At 67.3% G+C, this 19,471-nt stretch carries 15 protein-coding genes and 3 tRNA genes; 10 read left to right on the forward strand and 8 right to left on the reverse strand.

All coding sequences use genetic code 11. From position 1 onward, the window contains the following. Positions 1 to 30: 30 nt before the first annotated feature. Positions 31 to 912 (reverse strand): helix-turn-helix domain-containing protein, encoded by an 882-nt coding sequence (locus ACZLHH_RS06795; RefSeq protein ID WP_049399506.1) that lies wholly within the window; start codon positions 910 to 912, stop codon positions 31 to 33. Positions 913 to 1,084: 172 nt separating this feature from the next. Between ACZLHH_RS06795 and emrR the strand changes: the two genes are divergently transcribed. Genes emrR through emrB form a run of 4 tightly spaced genes read left to right on the forward strand, consistent with a single transcriptional unit; the run spans position 1,085 to position 5,802 of the window. Next, positions 1,085 to 1,528 (forward strand): multidrug efflux system transcriptional regulator EmrR, encoded by a 444-nt coding sequence (emrR, locus tag ACZLHH_RS06800; protein ID WP_032127923.1) that lies wholly within the window; start codon positions 1,085 to 1,087, stop codon positions 1,526 to 1,528. Further along, positions 1,525 to 3,018 carry a multidrug efflux transporter outer membrane subunit EmrC gene (emrC, locus tag ACZLHH_RS06805; RefSeq protein WP_180844869.1) on the forward strand — a complete coding sequence of 498 codons (1,494 nt, stop codon included), beginning with the start codon at positions 1,525 to 1,527 and terminating at the stop codon, positions 3,016 to 3,018. The genes emrR and emrC overlap by 4 nt, the downstream gene beginning before the upstream one ends. Positions 3,019 to 3,029: 11 nt before the next feature. Continuing rightward, positions 3,030 to 4,208, forward strand: coding sequence for a multidrug efflux MFS transporter periplasmic adaptor subunit EmrA (emrA, locus tag ACZLHH_RS06810; protein WP_180844870.1), 1,179 nt, complete (start codon positions 3,030 to 3,032; stop codon positions 4,206 to 4,208). Between the two features lie 7 nt (positions 4,209 to 4,215). Next, positions 4,216 to 5,802 (forward strand): multidrug efflux MFS transporter permease subunit EmrB, encoded by a 1,587-nt coding sequence (gene emrB / locus ACZLHH_RS06815; protein ID WP_032127920.1) that lies wholly within the window; start codon positions 4,216 to 4,218, stop codon positions 5,800 to 5,802. Positions 5,803 to 5,976: 174 nt separating this feature from the next. Here emrB and ACZLHH_RS06820 read toward each other — a convergent pair. Together ACZLHH_RS06820 and ACZLHH_RS06825 are read right to left on the reverse strand one after the other, a co-directional pair. Beyond that, positions 5,977 to 6,061 (reverse strand) — tRNA-Leu (locus tag ACZLHH_RS06820). 50 nt (positions 6,062 to 6,111) lie between these two features. Then, complete coding sequence (locus tag ACZLHH_RS06825; RefSeq protein WP_180845441.1) at positions 6,112 to 7,011, reverse strand: LysR family transcriptional regulator; 900 nt, start codon at positions 7,009 to 7,011, stop codon at positions 6,112 to 6,114. Between the two features lie 99 nt (positions 7,012 to 7,110). Here ACZLHH_RS06825 and ACZLHH_RS06830 point away from each other — a divergent pair, with 99 nt between their 5' ends. Then, positions 7,111 to 7,857 carry a sulfite exporter TauE/SafE family protein gene (locus ACZLHH_RS06830; RefSeq protein ID WP_180845442.1) on the forward strand — a complete coding sequence of 249 codons (747 nt, stop codon included), beginning with the start codon at positions 7,111 to 7,113 and terminating at the stop codon, positions 7,855 to 7,857. Positions 7,858 to 7,935: 78 nt separating this feature from the next. Here the strand turns inward: ACZLHH_RS06830 and ACZLHH_RS06835 are convergent. After that, positions 7,936 to 8,020: transfer RNA gene (locus ACZLHH_RS06835), tRNA-Leu, on the reverse strand. 163 nt (positions 8,021 to 8,183) lie between these two features. Next, a tRNA-Leu gene (locus ACZLHH_RS06840) sits at positions 8,184 to 8,268 on the reverse strand. A gap of 128 nt (positions 8,269 to 8,396) precedes the next feature. Between ACZLHH_RS06840 and rnr the strand changes: the two genes are divergently transcribed. The 3 genes from rnr (at position 8,397) to rlmB (ending at position 12,339) form a co-directional block, all read left to right on the forward strand. Next, positions 8,397 to 10,862, forward strand: coding sequence for a ribonuclease R (rnr, locus tag ACZLHH_RS06845; RefSeq protein WP_180845039.1), 2,466 nt, complete (start codon positions 8,397 to 8,399; stop codon positions 10,860 to 10,862). A gap of 94 nt (positions 10,863 to 10,956) precedes the next feature. Next, a complete protein-coding gene (locus ACZLHH_RS06850; RefSeq protein WP_071228428.1) occupies positions 10,957 to 11,439 on the forward strand; it encodes a GFA family protein in 483 nt (160 codons plus the stop codon). 156 nt (positions 11,440 to 11,595) lie between these two features. Then, complete coding sequence (gene rlmB / locus ACZLHH_RS06855) at positions 11,596 to 12,339, forward strand: 23S rRNA (guanosine(2251)-2'-O)-methyltransferase RlmB (protein ID WP_164260955.1); 744 nt, start codon at positions 11,596 to 11,598, stop codon at positions 12,337 to 12,339. Between the two features lie 76 nt (positions 12,340 to 12,415). Here the strand turns inward: rlmB and ACZLHH_RS06860 are convergent, their stop codons facing one another. From ACZLHH_RS06860 to ACZLHH_RS06870, 3 genes are read right to left on the reverse strand one after another with little or no spacing between them, the layout of a single operon-like run. Next, on the reverse strand, positions 12,416 to 13,855 hold the full coding sequence (locus ACZLHH_RS06860; protein ID WP_049463608.1) for an efflux transporter outer membrane subunit: 1,440 nt from the start codon (positions 13,853 to 13,855) through the stop codon (positions 12,416 to 12,418). Continuing rightward, positions 13,852 to 15,810: a MacB family efflux pump subunit gene (locus ACZLHH_RS06865; RefSeq protein WP_180845038.1), complete on the reverse strand. Its 1,959-nt coding sequence runs from the start codon at positions 15,808 to 15,810 to the stop codon at positions 13,852 to 13,854. Before ACZLHH_RS06865 ends, ACZLHH_RS06860 begins: the two co-directional genes overlap by 4 nt. Then, on the reverse strand, positions 15,807 to 17,048 hold the full coding sequence (locus ACZLHH_RS06870) for an efflux RND transporter periplasmic adaptor subunit (RefSeq protein WP_032127909.1): 1,242 nt from the start codon (positions 17,046 to 17,048) through the stop codon (positions 15,807 to 15,809). The genes ACZLHH_RS06865 and ACZLHH_RS06870 overlap by 4 nt, the downstream gene beginning before the upstream one ends. A 204-nt stretch (positions 17,049 to 17,252) precedes the next feature. Between ACZLHH_RS06870 and ACZLHH_RS06875 the strand changes: the two genes are divergently transcribed. Further along, positions 17,253 to 17,981 carry a response regulator gene (locus ACZLHH_RS06875; RefSeq protein ID WP_005408779.1) on the forward strand — a complete coding sequence of 243 codons (729 nt, stop codon included), beginning with the start codon at positions 17,253 to 17,255 and terminating at the stop codon, positions 17,979 to 17,981. A gap of 6 nt (positions 17,982 to 17,987) precedes the next feature. Continuing rightward, a complete protein-coding gene (locus tag ACZLHH_RS06880; protein ID WP_032127908.1) occupies positions 17,988 to 19,397 on the forward strand; it encodes an ATP-binding protein in 1,410 nt (469 codons plus the stop codon). Positions 19,398 to 19,471 lie beyond the last annotated feature (74 nt).

The following is a 19,471-nucleotide window of genomic DNA, read 5'->3' on the forward strand; positions in this document are numbered from 1 at the left end:
CGACGGCGGTCGCCGCTCGCAATCCTGTGATTATCCGGATGCGGCGGGGGATGCCAAGCCGCGCGCAGGGTCCAACCCGGTTTCCAGGCCGTGTCCGGCCCGTGCCAGGTAGCGCCCCGGTGGCAGCCCGAAGTGGCGGCGGAACACGGTGACGAAGGCGCTGGCGCTGCTGAAGCCCAGCGCGTGGGCGATATCGGCCACGCTGCGGCCGTCGGTCAGCTGGCGCAGGGCTTCGGACAGCCGGGCCTGCTGCCGCCACTGGGCGAAGCTGAGCGTGGTCTCGTCGCGGAAGTGGCGGGTCAGGCTGCGCGGCGACAGCCCGGCCCAGTGCGCCCATTCGGCCAGGCTGCGCTCGTCGGACGGGTCGGCCAGCAGCTGCGAGGCGATCTTCAGCAGGCGCCGGTCATGCGGCATCGGCAGATGCATGCGCTGGCGCGGCGCGGTACGGATCTCGTCCAGCAGCACCTCGATGATGTGCTGGCGCTCGGGCGTGGTGTCGTAGCCCAGCGGCCATTCGCAGATGCGGTCGGCCAGCGCCTGCGCCAGCTTGGACAGGCCCAGTACGCAGGGATCGGCGGGCAGGGTGGCGCAGGCCGGTGCGGCCAGCGCCATGCCCCAGCCACGCAGCGGGCCGTCGAGGGTGACCGTATGCGGCTCCAGCGGCGGCATCCAGCCGGCCGAGCCCGGCGCCAGTGACCAGGTTCCGTGCGAGGTGCGGGTGGTCAACAGGCCGCGTTCGACGCAGATCAGCTGCGCGCGCTGATGGTGGTGCCAGTCCACTTCACGGACCAGGCCCAAGGGGCTGTCGAAGCGGAAGGCGACAACCGGTGGCCCGTCATTGCGCTCGAACCAATCCAGGGCGTCGTCGCGCAGCAACCGCTTGGGAGGGGGGATTTCTGCCTTGTTCATCATATCCGCTGGCTGAAATGTGTCATCCATTGGCTGAATTGTACTACCGGGCCACCTGACCAGATCATTAAGGTAGGCGCCTTCGTTGATCCAGCCCGCTGCTGCAACACAGCATTCGATGCCAGATCGAATATTTCCATTGAGAAATATTTTTTTTGGAAGAGAATGCTCCCCCATGATCTGTCCTGCAACCACTCCCCCCAGCTTCGGCCTGCTGCTGCGCCAGGTGCGCGACGGCCTGGTCCGTCAACTCGACGCATCCATGGCTGAAGAAGACCTGGGTATCGGCTTCACCCATTACATCGGGTTGAAGGTGCTTTCCAACATGGCTCCGTGCACGGCCAACGAGCTGGCCCAGGCCATCGACCAGGTGCCCAGTGCGGTGACCCGCCTGCTGGACAAGCTGGAGTCGCTGGGCTGCGTCCGCCGCGAACCGCATGCCCAGGACCGGCGTGCGCTGCAGATCGTGCTGACCGATGAAGGCCGCGCACTGTGGGCGCGGCTGAAGCTGCGTGGCGACGCGGTGATGGATTACGCCCTGCGTGATCTTTCCGCCGACGAGCGCACGCAGCTGCTGTCCCTCCTTACCCGAATCCGCGATTCCCTGACGACCCCATGAACCCGATCCCGCAATCCACTCTCCGCCGGTCCGGGCGCGCGCTGCTGGTATCAGCGCTGGCCCTGGCCCTGGCCGCCTGCGCCAGCAGTCGTGGCCTCAACCCGCAGGGCCACGTGCTCGACGTGGACAGCCTGCACAGCGAACGCACCCTGGCCGACACCGACCTGAGCGCCACCGGCTTCCCGGCGCAGGACTGGTGGAAGGCGCTGGGCGATGCGCAGCTGGACGCGCTGGTCGCCGAGGGCCTGGCTGGCCACCCGAGCCTGGACGCTGCCGATGCGCGCCTGCGCCAGGCGCAGTCGCAGGTCGGTACCGCGCGTGCCGATCGCCTGCCGAGCCTGTCGGTGTCCGGTGGCTATACCGGTCTGCGCCTGCCCGAGTCGATGGCCGGCAGCGAGATGGGTGGCCATTACGCTGGCAGCAGCCAGGTCGCGTTTGATTTCAGCTATGGCGTGGACCTGTGGGGCGGCAAGCGCGCTGCCTGGGAAGCGGCCGTGGACGGCGCCCATGCCGCCACTGTCGAAGCCCAGGCTGCACGCCTGAACCTGTCCACCGGCATCACCCAGGCCTATGCCGACCTGGCGTATGCATGGCAGCTCAATGACGTGGCCGAAGAAGAGCTGGGCCGCTCGCAGAAGTCGCTGGAACTGACCCGCCAACGCCGTAGCGCCGGCATCGACAGTGATCTGCAGGTGCGCCAGGCCGAGGCCCGCGTGCCCGCCGCGCAGCAGCAGGTGCAGGCCGCGCAGCAGCGCATCGATGCGGCCCGCACCGCGCTGGCCGCGCTGGTCGGCAAGGGTCCGGACCGTGGCCTGTCGATCCAGCGCCCGCAGGGGTTGAATCCGATGGCGCTGCAGCTGCCGGGCGTGCTGCCCAGCGAACTGTTGGGTCGTCGCCCGGACATCGTTGCCGCGCGCTGGCGCGTGGAAGCGGCCGACAAGCAGATCAAGGTCGCCAGGACCAAGTTCTACCCGAGCTTCAACCTGACCGCACTGGCTGGCGTCGTCGCACCGAACGTGGGCGATCTGCTGAAAAGCAGTTCGACCTTCGCCTACATCGGACCGGCGCTGAGCCTGCCGATCTTCGAAGGCGGCAAGCTGCGCGCCAACCTGGCCAACACCGATGCGCAGTACGACCTGGCGGTGGCCAACTACAACCAGACCGTGCTCGATGCACTGCGCGACGTGGCCGACCAGGTCAACGCGGTGCGTTCGCTGGCACAGCAGGCGCATTCGCAGCAGCAGGCGGTGGCTACCGCACGTTCGGCCTTCGACCTGGCCCAGCAGCGCTACCGCGCCGGCATCGGCAGCTACCTGGACGTGCTGACCGCGCAGTCCACCCTGCTGCAGTCGCAGCAGCAGCTGGCCGGCCTGCAGTCGCAGCAGGTGCAGACCTCGGTGCGCCTGAGCAAGGCGCTGGGCGGTGGTTTCCAGCCCTCTGACGCCGACCGCGCACCGATCGCCTCCCATTCCGATTCCTCGCATTCCTGAAGACTTCCGCCATGAGCCAGACCCAAGACACTGCGGCCCCGGCCGCCCCCAACCGCCGCGGCAACCTGCTGCGCGGCCTGTTCGTGATCGTCGTGCTGCTGCTTGCCGCACTGGCGTTGTGGTACTTCATGTTCGGCCGTTGGTTCGAAGAGACCGACGACGCCTACGTGCAGGGCAACCAGGTGCAGATCACCCCGCTGGTGGCCGGTACCGTGGTCGCCATCAACGCCGATGACGGCATGCGCGTGGAGCGCGGCCAGCTGCTGGTGCAGCTGGACCCGTCCGACACGTCGGTGGCGCTGCAGCAGGCCGAAGCCAACCTGGCCAAGACCGTGCGCCAGACCCGTGGCCTGTACCGCAGCGTGGAAGGCGCACAGGCAGATTTGAACGCCCGCCAGGTGACCCTGAAGCGCGTGCGCGACGATTTCGCCCGCCGCAAGGATCTGGCCGCCACCGGCGCCATTTCCAATGAAGAACTGGCCCATGCCCGTGACGAGCTGGCCGCTGCCGAAGCCGCCGTGGCCGGTTCGCGCGAGACCGTCGAGCGCAACCGCGCGCTGGTCGACGACACCGTGATCGCCACCCAGCCGGACGTGCAGGCGGCCGCCGCGCAGCTGCGCCAGGCCTTCCTCAACAATGCCCGCGCCGGCATCGTCGCGCCGGTCACCGGTTACGTCGCCCGTCGTTCGGTGCAGGTTGGCCAGCGCGTGCAGCCGGGCAATGCCCTGATGGCGGTGGTGCCGACCGAGCAGATGTGGGTCGAGGCCAACTTCAAGGAAACCCAGCTGCGCCACATGCGCCTGGGCCAGGAAGTGGAGCTGAAGTCGGACCTGTACGCCGGTGACGTGAAGTACAAGGGCCACGTCCAGAGCCTGGGCCTGGGCACCGGCTCGGCGTTCTCGCTGCTGCCGGCGCAGAATGCCAGCGGCAACTGGATCAAGATCGTTCAGCGCGTGCCGGTACGTATCGCCATCGATGCCAAGCAGCTGGCCGAACACCCGCTGCGCATCGGCCTGTCGATGAAGGCCGAAGTGAGCCTGCGCGACCAGAAGGGCGAAGTGCTGCCGAGCACCCCGGCCAAGGGCACGGTGTTCGACACCGACGTGTATGCCAAGCAGCTGCATGATGCCGACGAGGTGATCCACACGATCATCCAGGGCAACCTGCCGCAGCAGGCGAAGGTGGGCTGAGGTCGCCATGTCCGCACAAGCTCCAGCCGCGCCCGGTGCTCCGGGCGCCCCGGCGGCGCCGGGTGCGGCCTCCGGGTTCCTGCCGCCCAGCGTCGCCCTGTGCACCGTGGGCCTGGCGATGGCGTCGTTCATGCAGGTGCTCGACACCACCATCGCCAACGTCTCGCTGCCGACCATCGCCGGTAACCTCGGCGCCAGTTCGCAGCAGGCGACCTGGGTCATCACCTCGTTCGCGGTCAGCACGGCCATCGCGCTGCCGCTGACCGGCTGGCTCAGCCGCCGCTTCGGCGAACGCAAGCTGTTCGTCTGGGCCACGCTGGCCTTCGTCATCACCTCGCTGCTGTGCGGCCTGGCGCAGAGCATGGGCATGCTGGTGCTGTCGCGTGCGCTGCAGGGTTTCGTGGCCGGCCCGATGTACCCGATCACGCAGTCGTTGCTGGTCTCGATCTATCCACGGGAGAAGCGCGGGCAGGCACTGGCGCTGCTGGCGATGATCACGGTGGTGGCGCCGATCTGCGGCCCCATTCTCGGTGGCTGGATCACCGACAACTACAGCTGGGAATGGATCTTCCTGATCAACGTGCCGCTGGGCATCTTCGCCGCGCTGGTGGTGGGCAACCAGCTGAAGGGGCGCCCGGAGCACATCGAGAAGCCGAAGATGGACTACGTCGGCCTGGTCACCCTGGTGATCGGTGTCGGTGCGCTGCAGCTGGTGCTCGACCTGGGCAACGACGAGGACTGGTTCTCGTCGATGAAGATCGTGGTGCTGGCGTGCGTGGCCGTGGTCACGCTGACGGTGTTCCTGATCTGGGAACTGACCGACAAGGATCCGATCGTCGACCTGAAGTTGTTCCGGCATCGGAACTTCCGCGCCGGTACGCTGGCGATGGTGGTGGCCTACGCGGCGTTCTTCAGCGTGGCGTTGTTGATTCCACAGTGGTTGCAGCGTGACATGGGCTACACCGCGATCTGGGCGGGCCTGGCGACAGCGCCGATCGGCATCCTGCCGGTGATCATGACCCCGTTCGTGGGCAAGTATGCATCGCGCTTCGACATGCGCATGCTGGCTACGATTGCGTTCATTGTGTTGTCGATGACCAGCTTCCTGCGTTCGAACTTCAACCTGCAGGTGGACTACAACCATGTGGCGGGCGTGCAGCTGATCATGGGCATCGGCGTCGCGCTGTTCTTCATGCCGGTGCTGCAGATCCTGCTGTCGGACCTGGATGGGCGCGAGATCGCGGCGGGCTCAGGCCTGGCCACCTTCCTGCGTACGCTGGGCGGGAGCTTCGCGGCGTCGCTGACGACGTGGCTGTGGGCGCGGCGCACCCAGGTGCACCACGCCGACCTGACCGAGCACATCTCGGTCTATCAGCCGGGCATGCAGGACCAGGTGACAGCGATGGGGCAGGGCGACCTGCAACATGGCGCAGCGGTACTGAACAACATGATCAACCACCAGGCATCGCAGATGGGCTTCAACGACATCTTCTTCCTGCTGGGCTGGATCTTCCTGGCGATCATCGCGTTCCTGTGGCTGGCCAAACCGCCGTTTGGCGCAGGCGCAGGTGCGGCCGCCGGTGGCGGACACTGAAACTCCCTGGAAACACGTGCTGTATTTTGACCCCGCCGCAAGGCGGGGTTTTTGTTTGTGCACTCAGGCGTCGACGGAGTGCATCCATGCGTGGATGGGCGTCGACATCGCGTTGACGCTGCAAACCCCGGAAACGAAAAAACCCGCTTTCGCGGGTTTGATCATCTTGAGTCATGGTGCCCAGGAGAGGACTCGAACCTCCACGGTTTTACCCGCTAGTACCTGAAACTAGTGCGTCTACCAATTCCGCCACCTGGGCGACTCAGGAGATGAATTATGGGGAGCGACAGAAGATGTGTCAACAACATTTCACACCTTTTTCTGCGGCTGTACGCCCAGGTGAAGCAGCAGGCTGCGCATCGCCGATGACAACTGCGCCCACTCGGCAAAACAGGCGCACAGGCGGCGCTGTGCCCATGCATCGGCGAGCGGTACGGCGACGGTATGCGTGCTGCGCCGATGCTGGCGGGCGATGGTCCGCGGCACGATGCCGACACCAATGCCGTGGCCGACCATGATGCATACGCCTTCGAAGGTCTTCATGCGGATGCGTACATCCAGGCGCCGCCCGATGTCGCGCGCCTGGTCCTCGATGTAGGTCTGCAGTGCATTGCCATCGGCCAGTGCGACTAAGGTCTCGCCGGCAACATCGGTGAAGGCCACGCTGCGCCGCGATGCGAAGCGGTGGTCTGCGGGCAGCAGCATCACCAGCGGATCTTCGGCGACCACATGCTGCTGCAGGCCGGCAGCGTCGACGGCATCGCTGATGATGCCGGCCTCGGCCTGGCCAGCACTGATCGCACGCACGACTTCAGGGCTGGTGCGCTCCAGCAGTTCCACGTGCAGGCGCGGGCGTTCGGCCAGCCATGGTGCGAGCCGCGAAGGCAGGTAGTTGGTCAGCGCTGCGGTGTTGGCATACAGATGCAGGGTGCCGCGCGCACCGTGCGCGAACGCCTGCAGTTCACCGCGCAGCTGCGCCTGCTGCTGCAGGATCAAACGTGCATGGTGGGCGAGCGCGGCACCGGCTTCGGTCAGGCTGACGCCGCGCGGATGGCGGTTCAGCAGTACGGTGCCGGCATCGGCTTCGATCGTGCGCAGGCGTTCGCTGGCGGAAGCCAGTGCCAGGTTTGCCTGCGCGGCACCGGCCGTGATGCTGCCCGCTTCGGCAATGGCCAGGAACAGGCGCAGGTCGGCGATATCCATCCGCATGTGATGCCCTCATCGCAACGCCTGCGCCTTCGGATCAGCCGAAGGCGAGGCCGGGAAGACCGCATTGTGCGCCGAGCGGCCGGCCGATCCAATGAAGGCATGAATGAATCGATGTACTTCTACGTGCTGCTGGTGGTGGTGTTCGTGCTGGCCGGTGTGGTCAAGGGCGTGACCGGCATGGGGTTGCCGACGGTGGCGATGGGCCTGCTGGGCAGCACGCTGTCGCCGGTGGCGGCGGCGTCGATGCTGTTCATCCCGACCTTCGTCACCAATGCATGGCAGTTGTTGTCCGGCCCCTCACTGGGCCATATCGTGCGGCGCCTGTGGCCGATGATGCTGGCAGTGGTAGTGGTGACGCTGGGCTCGGCAGCGCTGCTGGTGCGGGTCGATCGCACCTGGTCGCGCGTGGCTTTGGGCGTGGCGCTGGTGGTCTACGCGGCGTATGCGCTGCTCGCGCCGGTGTTCCGCGTGCCGCAGCGTCGCGAGCGTTGGCTGGGGCCGCTGGTGGGTGCGCTGTCGGGCGTGGTGACCGGGGCCACCGGCGTGTTCGTGATGCCGGCGGTGCCGTACCTGCAGTCGCTGGGGTTGCAGCGCGAGGAGCTGGTGCAGGCGCTGGGACTGGCGTTCACTGTGTCGACGATATCGCTGACCACTGGCCTGGTGCTGCACGGCGCATTCGGCATCCAGCAGCTGGGGCTGAGTGCGCTCGCGGTGCTGCCGGCGCTGCTGGGCATGTGGCTGGGCCAGGTGATCCGGCAGCGCATCAGTGCGCGGGTGTTCCGCGCCTGTTTCCTGGGTTTCCTGCTGCTGCTCGGGCTGGAGCTGGTGCTGCGGCCGCTGTTGTGATGCCGGCCGCCGGTCGCGGCGATGCCGAATCACGGGCATGAAAAAACCCGCTTTCGCGGGTTTTTCTCATTCTCGACGTGGTGCCCAGGAGAGGACTCGAACCTCCACGGTTTTACCCGCTAGTACCTGAAACTAGTGCGTCTACCAATTCCGCCACCTGGGCGTCGAGGAGCGAGATTATGGGGTGTTGTTACGGGGGTGTCAACACCCTTGTGAAGATCATTGCCGATACCGGGTCGGAGTTCCTTCCTGGAGGAGAAAGAGTCGAGCCTCAGGACCGGATTACAGGCAAAAAAAATCCCCGCCGAAGCGAGGAGTTTTTTCGTTGGTGCCCAGGAGAGGACTCGAACCTCCACGGTTTTACCCGCTAGTACCTGAAACTAGTGCGTCTACCAATTCCGCCACCTGGGCGTTCCAGAGGCGCAATTGTGAAGATGAATCCGCAGGCTGTCAACGACTTCCTGAATATTTTTCATGCAAGGCCTTCAAGACAGCCGCTGACCCGTTCTGCACGCCGTCAGCGGCTACCATGTAGGGCGATGACTACCAAAAAACCAAGCAAGGGCGGGAGCACCTCCCGCAGCCAGGCCCCGAAGAAGGGCGCCAAGGCGGGCACGGCCCGCACCACCAAGCCGGGCAAGCCGTTGCCGGGCTGGTTCCCCGAATTGAATGAAGGCGGCGCACCACCGCGTGGTCGCAAGGTCCGCAGCGCCGATGCCGCCGCTCCGGGCCCGGCCCCGGGCCGCAAGCTGCCGCCGACCGGCAAGGTGATCGACGATCCCTATGCCGCCCGCGAAGCCGAGAAGTACGAACAGCCCATCGCCAGCCGCGAGGCCATCCTGGCCCTGCTGGAGCGCTGCGAAGGGCCGCAGACCGCCGAGGAACTGGGCGCGCGCCTGGGCCTGACCGCGCCGGACCGGGCCGAGGCGCTGTCGCGCCGGCTCGGTGCCATGGTCCGCGACGGCCAGCTGGTGCAGAACCGTCGCGGCGGTTTCGCCCCGATCCAGACCCTGAACCTGGTCACCGGCGTGGTGATCGCCAACCCGGAAGGGTTCGGTTTCCTGCGCGCGGTCGAGGGCGGTGACGACCTGTTCCTGCCGCCGTATGAAATGCGCAAGGTCATGCACGGCGACAAGGTGCTGGCCCGTGTGACCGGCATCGACCATCGTGGCCGTCGCGAAGGCAGCATCGCCCGCGTGCTCGAGCGCGGCATGACCCGCCTGATCGGCCGCTTCAGCATCGAGATGGGCATCAACTACGTGGTGCCCGACGACAAGCGCGTGCAGCGCAACGTGCAGGTGCCGCCGGACCAGACCGGTGGTGCGCGCGATGGCCAGCTGGTGGTCTGTGAACTGACCCAGGCGCCGGACAGCCGCCGCCCGCCGATCGGCCGCATCATCGCCGTGCTCGGCGACAAGCTGACCGCCTCGCTGGTGGTGGAAACCGCCATCCACGGTCATGAGCTACCGTTCGAGTTCCCGCAGGAAGTGCTGGACGAAGCCGCCTCGGTACCGCTGGTGGTCGAACCGGCGATGATCGGCGACCGCGTTGATCTGCGCAGCACGCCGTTGGTCACCATCGATGGCGAGGATGCCAAGGACTTCGACGACGCGGTGTACTGCGAACCGAATGCCGAGGGTTTCCGCCTGGTGGTGGCGATTGCCGATGTCTCGAACTACGTGCGCCCCGGCACGCCGCTGGATGAGGAGGCGCAGAAGCGCGCCACCTCGGTATACTTCCCGGGCTTCGTGGTGCCGATGCTGCCGGAGACGCTGTCCAACGGCATCTGTTCGCTGATGCCGAAGGTCGACCGCATGTGCTTTGTCTGCGACATGCAGATCGACCGCGACGGCCTGGTCACGCGTTCGCGCTTCTACGAGGCGGTGATGAACTCGCACGCGCGCCTGACCTACACCCAGGTGTGGAAGGCGGTGGGCGAGGACGATGCCGATACCAAGGCCTGGATGGGCGACCTGCTGCCGCAGGTGCAGCGCCTGCACCAGCTGTACAAGGTGCTGTCCAAGGCACGTGCCAAGCGCGGCGCCATCGAGTTCGAAAGCAGCGAAGTGCGCTTCGTGCTGGACAACCGCGGTGAAGTCACCCAGGCCGGCATGCTGGTGCGCAACGACGCACACAAGCTGATCGAGGAATGCATGATCGCGGCCAACGTCGAGGCGGCCAGGTACCTGCTGTCGCGCCATGTGCCGGCCCCGTACCGCATCCACGAGAAGCCGCCGGAAACCAAGTACGCCGACCTGCTGGAATTCCTCAAGGAGTTCAAGCTGAGCCTGCCGCCGTGGTCCAAGGTGCGTCCGGGTGATTACACCAAGCTGCTGAAGAAGATCCGGGATCGCCCCGATGCCACGTTGCTGGAATCGGTGCTGCTGCGCAGCCAGAGTCTGGCGATCTACAGCCCGGAGAATCACGGTCACTTCGGCCTGGCGCTGGAGGCGTACGCGCACTTCACCTCGCCGATCCGTCGCTACCCTGACCTGCTGGTGCACCGCGCGATCAAGCACGCGTTGTCCGGCAAGCCGCTGGACAAGTTCACCTACAACGCACGCGAGATGGCTGCGCTGGCGCTGCAGTGCTCCGAGCGTGAGCGCCGTGCCGATGAGGCCGAGCGCGAGGTCGACGAGCGCTACCGCGCCGCGTGGATGGAAAAGCACGTAGGCGGGCAGTTCGACGGTGTGATCAGTGGCGTGACCAGCTTCGGCCTGTTCGTGGAGCTGGACGAGTCGAAGGTGCAGGGCCTGGTCCATGTGACCCAGCTGCCGCAGGACTATTACAAGTTCGACGCGACCCGCAAGACGCTGACCGGCGAGCGCCGTGGCAGCAGCTACCGGCTGGGCGACCGCGTGCGCATCCTGGTGCTGAAGGCCAGCATGGAAGAGCGCAAGATCGACTTCCGCCTGGTCGAGCACAAGGGTGAGGATGAAGGCGATGGCCTGCCGCCGCTGCCCGAGCGTGGCAAGCCGGCCAAGCGGAAGAAAGAGAAATACTGATGACCGTGGTAGTGCCGGCCGCTGGCCGGCATCCATGGCACCCTCGGCACCGACGGGTTGCGGGCCAGCGGCCGGCACCACCAGGAGACATCGCATGCAGGGCCAACCCGAATACAGCGGCGGCTGCCAGTGCGGCGCGATCCGCTTCCAGGCGCGAGGCGAGCTGACCGACAGCTCGATCTGCCATTGCCGGATGTGCCAGAAGGCCTTCGGTGCCTACTATGCGCCGCTGGTGTCGGTGCGCGGCGTGCAGTTCAGCTGGACCCGCGGCCAGCCGCGCTATTTCCAGTCGTCCAACGTGGTGCGGCGTGGCTTCTGCGCCGACTGCGGTACCCCGTTGACCTATGAAGCCCCCGACGGCGTGGCCGTGGCCGCTGGTGCCTTTGACCAACCCGAACGCCTGCCACCGACCATCCAGTACGGAGTCGAACGCAAGCTGCCCTTCGTCGACAGCCTGGCCAGCCTGCCGGCGCGGCGCACCGAGGAGGACATCGCGGCGCTGGATTTCCTGGCCACCATCGTGTCCCACCAGCACCCCGACCACGACACCCCGCACTGGCCGCCGCGCAGCCGATAAGCCACCTGTAGCGCCGAGCCCACGCTCGGCTGCTCTGGGTTCAGGCTTTATCGGCCGCCGCCCGCCGAGCATGGGCTCGGCGCTACAGAGGGCCGGCCGCAGCGCCCGGCCCGCCGATGCTCTACCATAGCCACCCCCTTTCCGGTCCCCGCCCGCATGAGCAAGAACAGCCAGTGGATTGTCGGCGTCAACGCCGTCGCCTCCTCCATCGAGAACGACGCCGAGAACGTCCGCGAAGTGCTGGTCGAGGCCGGTGCGAAGAACCCGCGCCTGACCGAGATCGAGGAAAACGCCCGCCGCAAGGGCATCGACGTGCGCAAGGTGAACAGCCAGGCGCTGGACGGTGTCGGCGGTTCGGTACGCCACCAGGGCGTGGCCGCGCGCTATGCAGCGGCCCGCACCTACAGCGAGAACGAGCTGGAAGGCCTGGTCAGTGCAGCCGAGGGCAAGGCCCTGCTGCTGGTGCTGGACGAGGTGCAGGATCCGCACAACCTGGGCGCCTGCCTGCGCTCGGCTGCCGCGGCCGGCGCCACTGCCGTGATCATCCCCAAGGACAAGTCGGCCACGGTCAATGCCACCGTGCGCAAGACCTCGGCGGGTGCCGCCGATCTGATCCCGGTGGTGGCGGTGACCAACCTGTCGCGCTGCCTGAAGGACCTGCAGAAGCAGGGCGTGTGGATCTACGGCCTGGCCGGCGAAGCCACCGCCTCGCTGTACCAGCTGGACCTGAAGGGCAACATCGCCCTGGTGCTGGGCGGTGAAGCCGATGGCCTGCGCCGCCTGACCCGCGAGAACTGCGATGGCCTGGTCAAGATCCCGATGCCGGGCGAGATCGAGAGCCTGAACGTCTCCGTCGCGGCCGGTGTCAGCCTGTTCGAGGCCGTGCGCCAGCGCGGTTGATCGGCAGCAGCGGCTGTGTCGACCAAGGTCGACACCCACCAGGTAGTCGCCAACCTTGGTTGGCGCTCTTGCCGCCTCACCCCGCGCTGCCGCCCAGTGCCTTGAACAAGGTGACGTCGTTGTTCAGCTGGCCCTGGCGCACGCGCGCCAGCGACAGCTCGGCATCGCGCCGGGTCTGCTGCGCTTCCAGCCAGGTGCGCAGGTCGGTGGCACCCACGCGGTAGCGCACTTCCTGCGCCCGTTCCACTTCCACCGCTTCGTCGTACGAAGCCTGCGAGGCCGCTACCTGGCGCGCCAGCTGCTCGCGTGCCGACAGCGCGTTGTCCACTTCCGAGAGCGCGGTGTACAGCGTCTTGCGGAAATTGGTCGCGGCGATCTGGTAGGCGGTGCCGGCGATATCGGTATCCAGCTGCGCGCGCTGCAGGTTGAGGAACGGAAGCGACAGGCCGGCGCCCAGCGTGGCCACCGGGTTGCGCAGCACGTCACCCAGCGACGTTGCACTGGAGCCGAGGCTGCCGGTCAGGCTCAGCGCCGGGTAGTACTGGGTAGCGGTCACCTTGATGGTCTTCAGGCTGTTGCGCAGGCGCAGTTCGGCCGCGCGCAGGTCGGGACGGCGACCGAGCAGGTCGGTCGGCAGGCCCTCCGCGATGCTGGGGCTGCGTGCGCCGAGCAGGTCCTGCGGTTCGTCCTGCTGCGGCCAGGGCGTGCCGTCCAGCAGCACGGTCAGTGCATTGCGGGCCTCCACCCGCTGCTGTTCCAGCGCACTCTGCGAGGAACGCTGCGACTGCAGGTTCTGCAGTGCCTGGCGTACTTCCAGGCGCGATACTGCACCGGCGTCGAAGCGGGCCTGGACCAGTTCGCGGGTACGTTCCAGCCGCTCCAGGTTGGCCTGGCCGGTGGCGATGGACTGGTTGAGATAGGCCAGGTTCCAGTATTGGTTGATGGTGTCGCTGATCACCAGCAGCGCGGTGTTCTGCCGGTCTTCCTCGCTGGCCTCGGCTTCCCAGCGGGCGATGTCGCGCTGGGTGCGCAGGCGGCCCCACAGGTCCACTTCCCAGCCCAGCGAGACGCCGGTGGAATAGCTGCGGCGCCAGTCGTCGGCCTGGTCGGTGGCGCGGCTGGCGCTACCACTCACACCTGAAGACGAAGGCTGCGGCCACAACGCGTTGCTGGCCAGGCCGGCCTGCAGGCGCGAACGCTGCACGGCCAGGCCAGCGGCGGCAAGATCGCTGTTGGCGGCCAGCGCCTGCGCCACCAGACGGTCGAGACGTTCATCGCCGAAACCGGTCCACCAGGTGTCCTGGCGGATGTCGCGGCCCGGAGTATCCAGGCTGCTGCGCGGATCGTCGGCGGGCGCATTGAGGGTGGCGTCGCCACGACCGTAAGTCGCCGCCACGTCGGGGGCCTGCACCGGATAGCGGCCCATCGATGCGCAGCCGGACAGGGCGAGCAGTACAGCGCCCGCCAGCAACAGGCGCGAGGGGGCAGGGAAGGGCAGTCGGGTCATCATCTTCATTCGCGGGCCAGGGCCTCCACCGGGTCGAGCTGCGCGGCGTTACGCGCGGGCAGGAAACCGAACGCCACGCCGATCAGGGTCGAGCAGGCAAAGGCGGCGACGATCGAGGCGGTGGAGAACAGCACCTGGAAGTCGCTGGCGAAGCGGCCGATCATCGAGCCCAGCAGCAGGGCCAGGCCGATGCCGAGCACGCCGCCGAGCAGGCACACCAGCACTGCTTCGATCAGGAACTGCTGGCGGATATCACTCTGCCGTGCACCGACGGCCATGCGCACGCCGATCTCGCGGGTACGCTCGGTCACCGAAACCAGCATGATGTTCATCACACCGATACCACCGACCAGCAGTGCGATGGCGGCGATGGCGCCGATCAGCAGGGTCATCGTGCGCGTGGTCTGCTCGATGGTCTGGCGGATCTCGGCGCTGTTGCTGAGGAAGAAGTCCTCGGTGCCATGGCGCATGGTCAACAGTCGGGTGATCGCTTCCTGTGCCGCATCCATCGGCGTGGCGTCGTCCACGCGCACGGTGATGCTGGACACGTGGCTCTGGCCGAGCATGCGCGACATCACCGTGGTGTACGGCAGCCACACGCTCAGGCTGGTGCTGCCGCCGAACCCGAAGCTCTGGCGCTTGGCCACGCCGACCACGCGCGCCGGCACGTTGCCGAGCAGGATCACCTGGCCGATCGGGTCGGTATCGGGGAAGAACTGGGTCTGGGTGTTCTCGTCGATCACCGCGACCTGGCCGAGGCCCTTCACCGCGTCACTGTCGAAGAAGCTGCCGCTGAGCAGGGTCACGCCCTTGACCCGGAAGAACTGCTCGCCAACGCCGCTGACCTGGGTGGTAGAGGACTGGTTGCGGTAACGGGCGGTGACCGAGGTCGATACGCTGGGCGTGGAGCTGTCGACGTAGCTCTGCCGGGCCAGCGCATCGGCATCACTGGCCTTGAGCGTCTGCACGCGGGCCGAGCGCATGTCGCCGAACCCGCGGCCGGGGTAGACGTCGATGGTATTGGTACCCAGCGCACTGATGTTCTGCAGGATCTGCTGCTGCGAGCCGTTGCCCAGCGCCACCACCGAGACCACCGAGGCGATGCCGATGATGATGCCGAGCATGGTCAGGAAGGTGCGCAGCCGATGTGCATTCATCGCCAGCAACGCCATGCGGAACGCTTCGGTGAAGCGGTCGCGCGCGGCCCGCCAGCTGTTGCCGCGGGCGACGCCGGTGCTGGCCTCGCGCTGCGCGCGGTAGGTCGGTGCATTCGGGTTGGCGCGGTCGGCGATGATCTCGCCGTCGCGGATCTCGATGATCCGCTGCGCGTGTTCGGCCACGCTCATGTCGTGGGTGACGATGATGATGGTGTGGCCTTCGGCGTGCAGCTCGCCGAGGATCGCCATCACTTCCTCGCCGGATTTCGTGTCGAGCGCGCCGGTCGGTTCGTCGGCCAGGATCACCTCGCCGCCGTTCATCAGGGCACGGGCGATCGACACGCGCTGCTGCTGGCCGCCGGACAGCTGGCCCGGCTTGTGGTGCATGCGGTCGCTCAGGCCCAGCCGCTGCAGCAGCTGTTCGGCACGCGCGTTGCGCACCGGGCCGGGGCTGCCGGCGTACACCGCCGGCACTTCCACGTTGCCGCGCGCATCGAGGTCGCCCAACAGGTGGTAGCGCTGGAAGATGAAGCCGAAATGCTCGCGGCGCAGTTCGGCCAGCTCGTCCGGCTCCATCTTCCCGGTTTCGCGGCCGGCCACCTGGTAGCTGCCACGGGTGGGACGATCGAGGCAGCCGAGGATGTTCATCAGCGTCGACTTGCCTGAGCCGGACTGGCCGACGATGGCCACCATCTCACCGGCGTGGATGTCGAGGTTGACGTCACGCAGCACGGCGATCACATCGTCGCCGGCCGGGAATTCGCGTCGCAGGTCGCGCAGGCGCAGCAGCGGCGCCGTCGTGCTCATCGGCGCCCCATGCCCGGGCCGCCGACCCGCATCTGCATGCCGCCGCGGTTGCCGCCGCCGGCGCTGGCACCGGCCGCACCGGCTTCGCCGACCACTACGCGCTCGCCTTCCTTCAGTCCCGACAGGATCTCGGCCGAGGCGCCGTTGTTGATGCCCACGGTAACCTTGCGCGGCTGCGGCTGGCCCTTGTCGTCCAGCACCCGCACCATGCGCTCGTCGCCACGGCGCTTCGGCCCCAGTGCCACCGCCGGCACCATCAGCACGCCCTTGGCCTGCTTCAGCAGTACCGAGACCTGCGCGGTCATGTCGATGCGCAGGGTGCCATCCGGATTCTCCACGTCGAACAACGCGTTGTAGTAGACCGCGCTGCTGGAACTGGAACTGGACGAACTGCTGGAACTGGACGAACTCTCGTTGGCGATCGAGGCCGGCGCCGGATTGATCTGGCGCAGCGTGGCGTGGTACTTGCGGTCCGGATCGCCCAGCGTTGTGAAGTACACCGGCATGCCTGCCTTGATCTTGACCACGTCGGCCTCGGAGATCTCGGCATTGACGGTGACCACGTCCAGCCGTGCCAGCATGACGATGGTCGGTGCGGTCTGGTTGGCGTTCACGGTGCGACCTTCCTCGGCCACCACCGCCACCACGGTGCCGTCCATCGGCGCGGTGATGCGGGTGTAGGCCAGGTTGGCGCGGGCGGTGCCCAGCTCGGTTTCGCGGCCCTTGATCTGCGCCTCGTAGGACTGCAGCTGGGCACGGGCGGTCTTCAGCTGCGCCTCGGCGGCATCGTACTCCTGGCGCGAGGTGGCCTCGGCGGCCAGCATCTGCTGCTGGCGCGCGAATTCCAGTTCGGCCTGGCGCAGGGTGGCCTGCTGCACGGCGCGCTGGGCGGTGACCTGGTCCAGCGAGGCCTGCGCATTGAGCACCTGGTTCTGCTGGGTGGTGGCGTCGATTTCGGCAATCAGGTCGCCTTCCTTCACGGTATCGCCCAGCTGCACCTTCAGCGATTTGATCTGGCCAGAGGCCTGGGCACCGACGCTGACCAGCTTGTAGGCGTCGATCACACCGGTGGCCTCCACCGTCTGCTCGATGTCACCACGGCTGACCGGCGTGGTCGCCACCGCCGGGGCGGCGGGCTTGCGCAGCAGCCACCAGGCGGCTGCGGCAACGGCAAGGGCGAGCAGGGCGATCAGTATCAGGCGACCCCGGCGGGTCGCGGGCAGCAGGCGGAACGTCACGTCGTGGCTTCACTCTCGGGGCCGCGGTGGCGGCGTTGGTGGGCATTGTGAAGACCGGGCGATGGGCGGCTCAATCCTCGGGGTATGTCTCTATGTAACACTGTCGGTGAATACGCGTAACCACAGGTATCCCGCCCATGGGTGGATACACTGGTACGCATTGCCCCGGATGCGGTTCAGCTGCCGACACGGGATGATCGCGACATGGAGACTGAAAACACGATGCATCGACTGCTGATCGTCGACGACGACAACGACATCCGCACCCTGCTGGCCGAACAGCTCGGCCGGGCCGGCTACCAGGTGAGCACGGCCGCAGACGGCACCGCCATGCGCCAGCTGCTGGACCGCGAACACGTGGACCTGATCGTGCTCGACCTCAACCTGCCGCGCGAGGATGGCCTGACCCTGTGCCGCGACCTGCGCGCGCGCTCGAACACACCGGTGATCATGCTGACCGCGCGTGCCGAGCCGATCGACCGCGTGCTGGGCCTGGAAATGGGCGCCGACGACTACCTGGCCAAGCCGTTCGAACCGCGCGAGCTGCTGGCACGCATCCGCAACGTGCTGCGCCGGACCGAGGCGCTGCCGGCGAACCTGGAGCCGCTGGCGGTGCGCCGTGCGCGCTTCTCGCGCTGGGTGTTCGATCTGGAGCATCGCCACCTGGTGGACCCGGACGATCGCGTGGTGGTGCTGTCCGGCGCCGAGTTCCGCCTGCTGCGGGTGTTCATCGCCCACGCCAACAAGGTGCTGTCGCGCGAGCAGCTGGTCGCGCTCAGCAGCGGCCGCAACTACGAGGCACAGGACCGCGCCATTGATCTGCAGGTCAGCCGGCTGCGCAACAAGCTGGGCGACGACGGTGGCCCGGACGGACTGATCAAGACCGTTCGCAACGAAGGCTATGTACTGGCCTCCTCGGTGAACCTGGAATAAGCCGCGATGAAGCGCCTGCGCCATTTCCTGTCCTCGATGGTCGGGCGGTTGTTCGTGATCCTGCTGCTGGGCATGAGCGTGGCCGCGATCGGCGCGACCATGCTGGCCACCTCCAAGCGCCAGCAGGAGTTCGAGCGGCAGAACCTGAACCGCATCGCCGACCGCCTCCAGGGCTACGTCAACCTGCTCGACGGCAACCCCGAACTGCGCGAGCGCCTGCTCGAAATCGGTGGGCCGAGCGTACGTGCGCTGCAACCCGGCGCACGCCTGGGGCGGGCCGATACCGCGTTGATGGAAGTACTCGATGACCGGCCCGGCCCGGTCGCACGCGCGCATGTGCACTTCGCTTCGTTCCGCTCCTGCATTCCCAAGCTGCAGGACCTGCTGCCCCCGCCGCCACCGGGGCATCGCAAGCATCCGCGCGAACGTGATCCGGCGTTCATCCCGCCCAAGTGCCGTGCGGTCGACGTGACCCTCAACGACGGCACGCTGCTGAAGCTGGCGCTGGATTCGCCGGCGGTGGCACACAACGGCATCCTCGCCGTGGACCCGTGGTTCCTGACCCTGCTGGTGCTGGCGATCGCGGTGCTGGCCTATATCGTCGCGCGCATGGCCAGCGCGCCGCTGCAGGAACTGGCCGCAGCCGCCGAAGACCTGGGCGACGACCTGCAGCGCGATCCACTGCCGCTGCGCGGCCCGCGCGAAGTGCAGCGCGCCGCCGAAGCCTTCAACGCCATGCAGCATCGCCTGCAGCGGCACCTGGCCGAGCGCACGCAGATGCTGGCGGCGATCACCCATGACCTGCAGACCCCGCTGACCCGGCTGCGCCTGCGCCTGGAGAATGTCAGCGACGAGGTGCTGCGCGAGCGCCTGATCGGCGATCTGGCCGCGATGCAGGCGCTGGTGCGCGAAGGCCTGGAGCTGGCGCGCAGCGCGGAGAGCGCCGAGCAGCGCGCCGCACTGGACCTGGATTCGCTGCTGGAGAGCATCGTTGAGGACACGGCCGAGGGCGGCGGTGATGTCGTCTTCGAAGGTGGCAGCGGAGCGGTGTTGATGTTGCGTCCGCTGGCCATGCATCGCCTGTTTTCCAACCTGGTGGACAACGCGGTGATGTATGCCTACCGGGTGCGGGTACGGGTCGAGCGTAGTGGTGGCGCGATCACCGTGGTGGTGGCCGATGACGGCCCGGGCCTGGCCGAGGATCAGCTGGAAGCCGTGTTCGACCCGTTCGTGCGGGTGGAAACCTCGCGTTCGCGCGAAACCGGCGGCGCGGGTCTGGGCCTGACCATCGCCCGCGCCCTGGCTGAGAAAGACGGGGCGCGGCTGTGGCTGCGCAACCGCGTCGAAGGCGGGCTGGAGGCGGTAGTGCAGTGGCCGGCCAGTGCACAGGTGACGCCGCCGGGCCGCGCGGGCTGAGCCTTCGCGGCTGGCGATGGTGACGCCGTGGGCCGGGTTTGGCCTATCATCTGCGCATCTTCCCAGTTCCCCCC

Source organism: Stenotrophomonas sp. 28608_Sma, assembly GCF_056486185.1.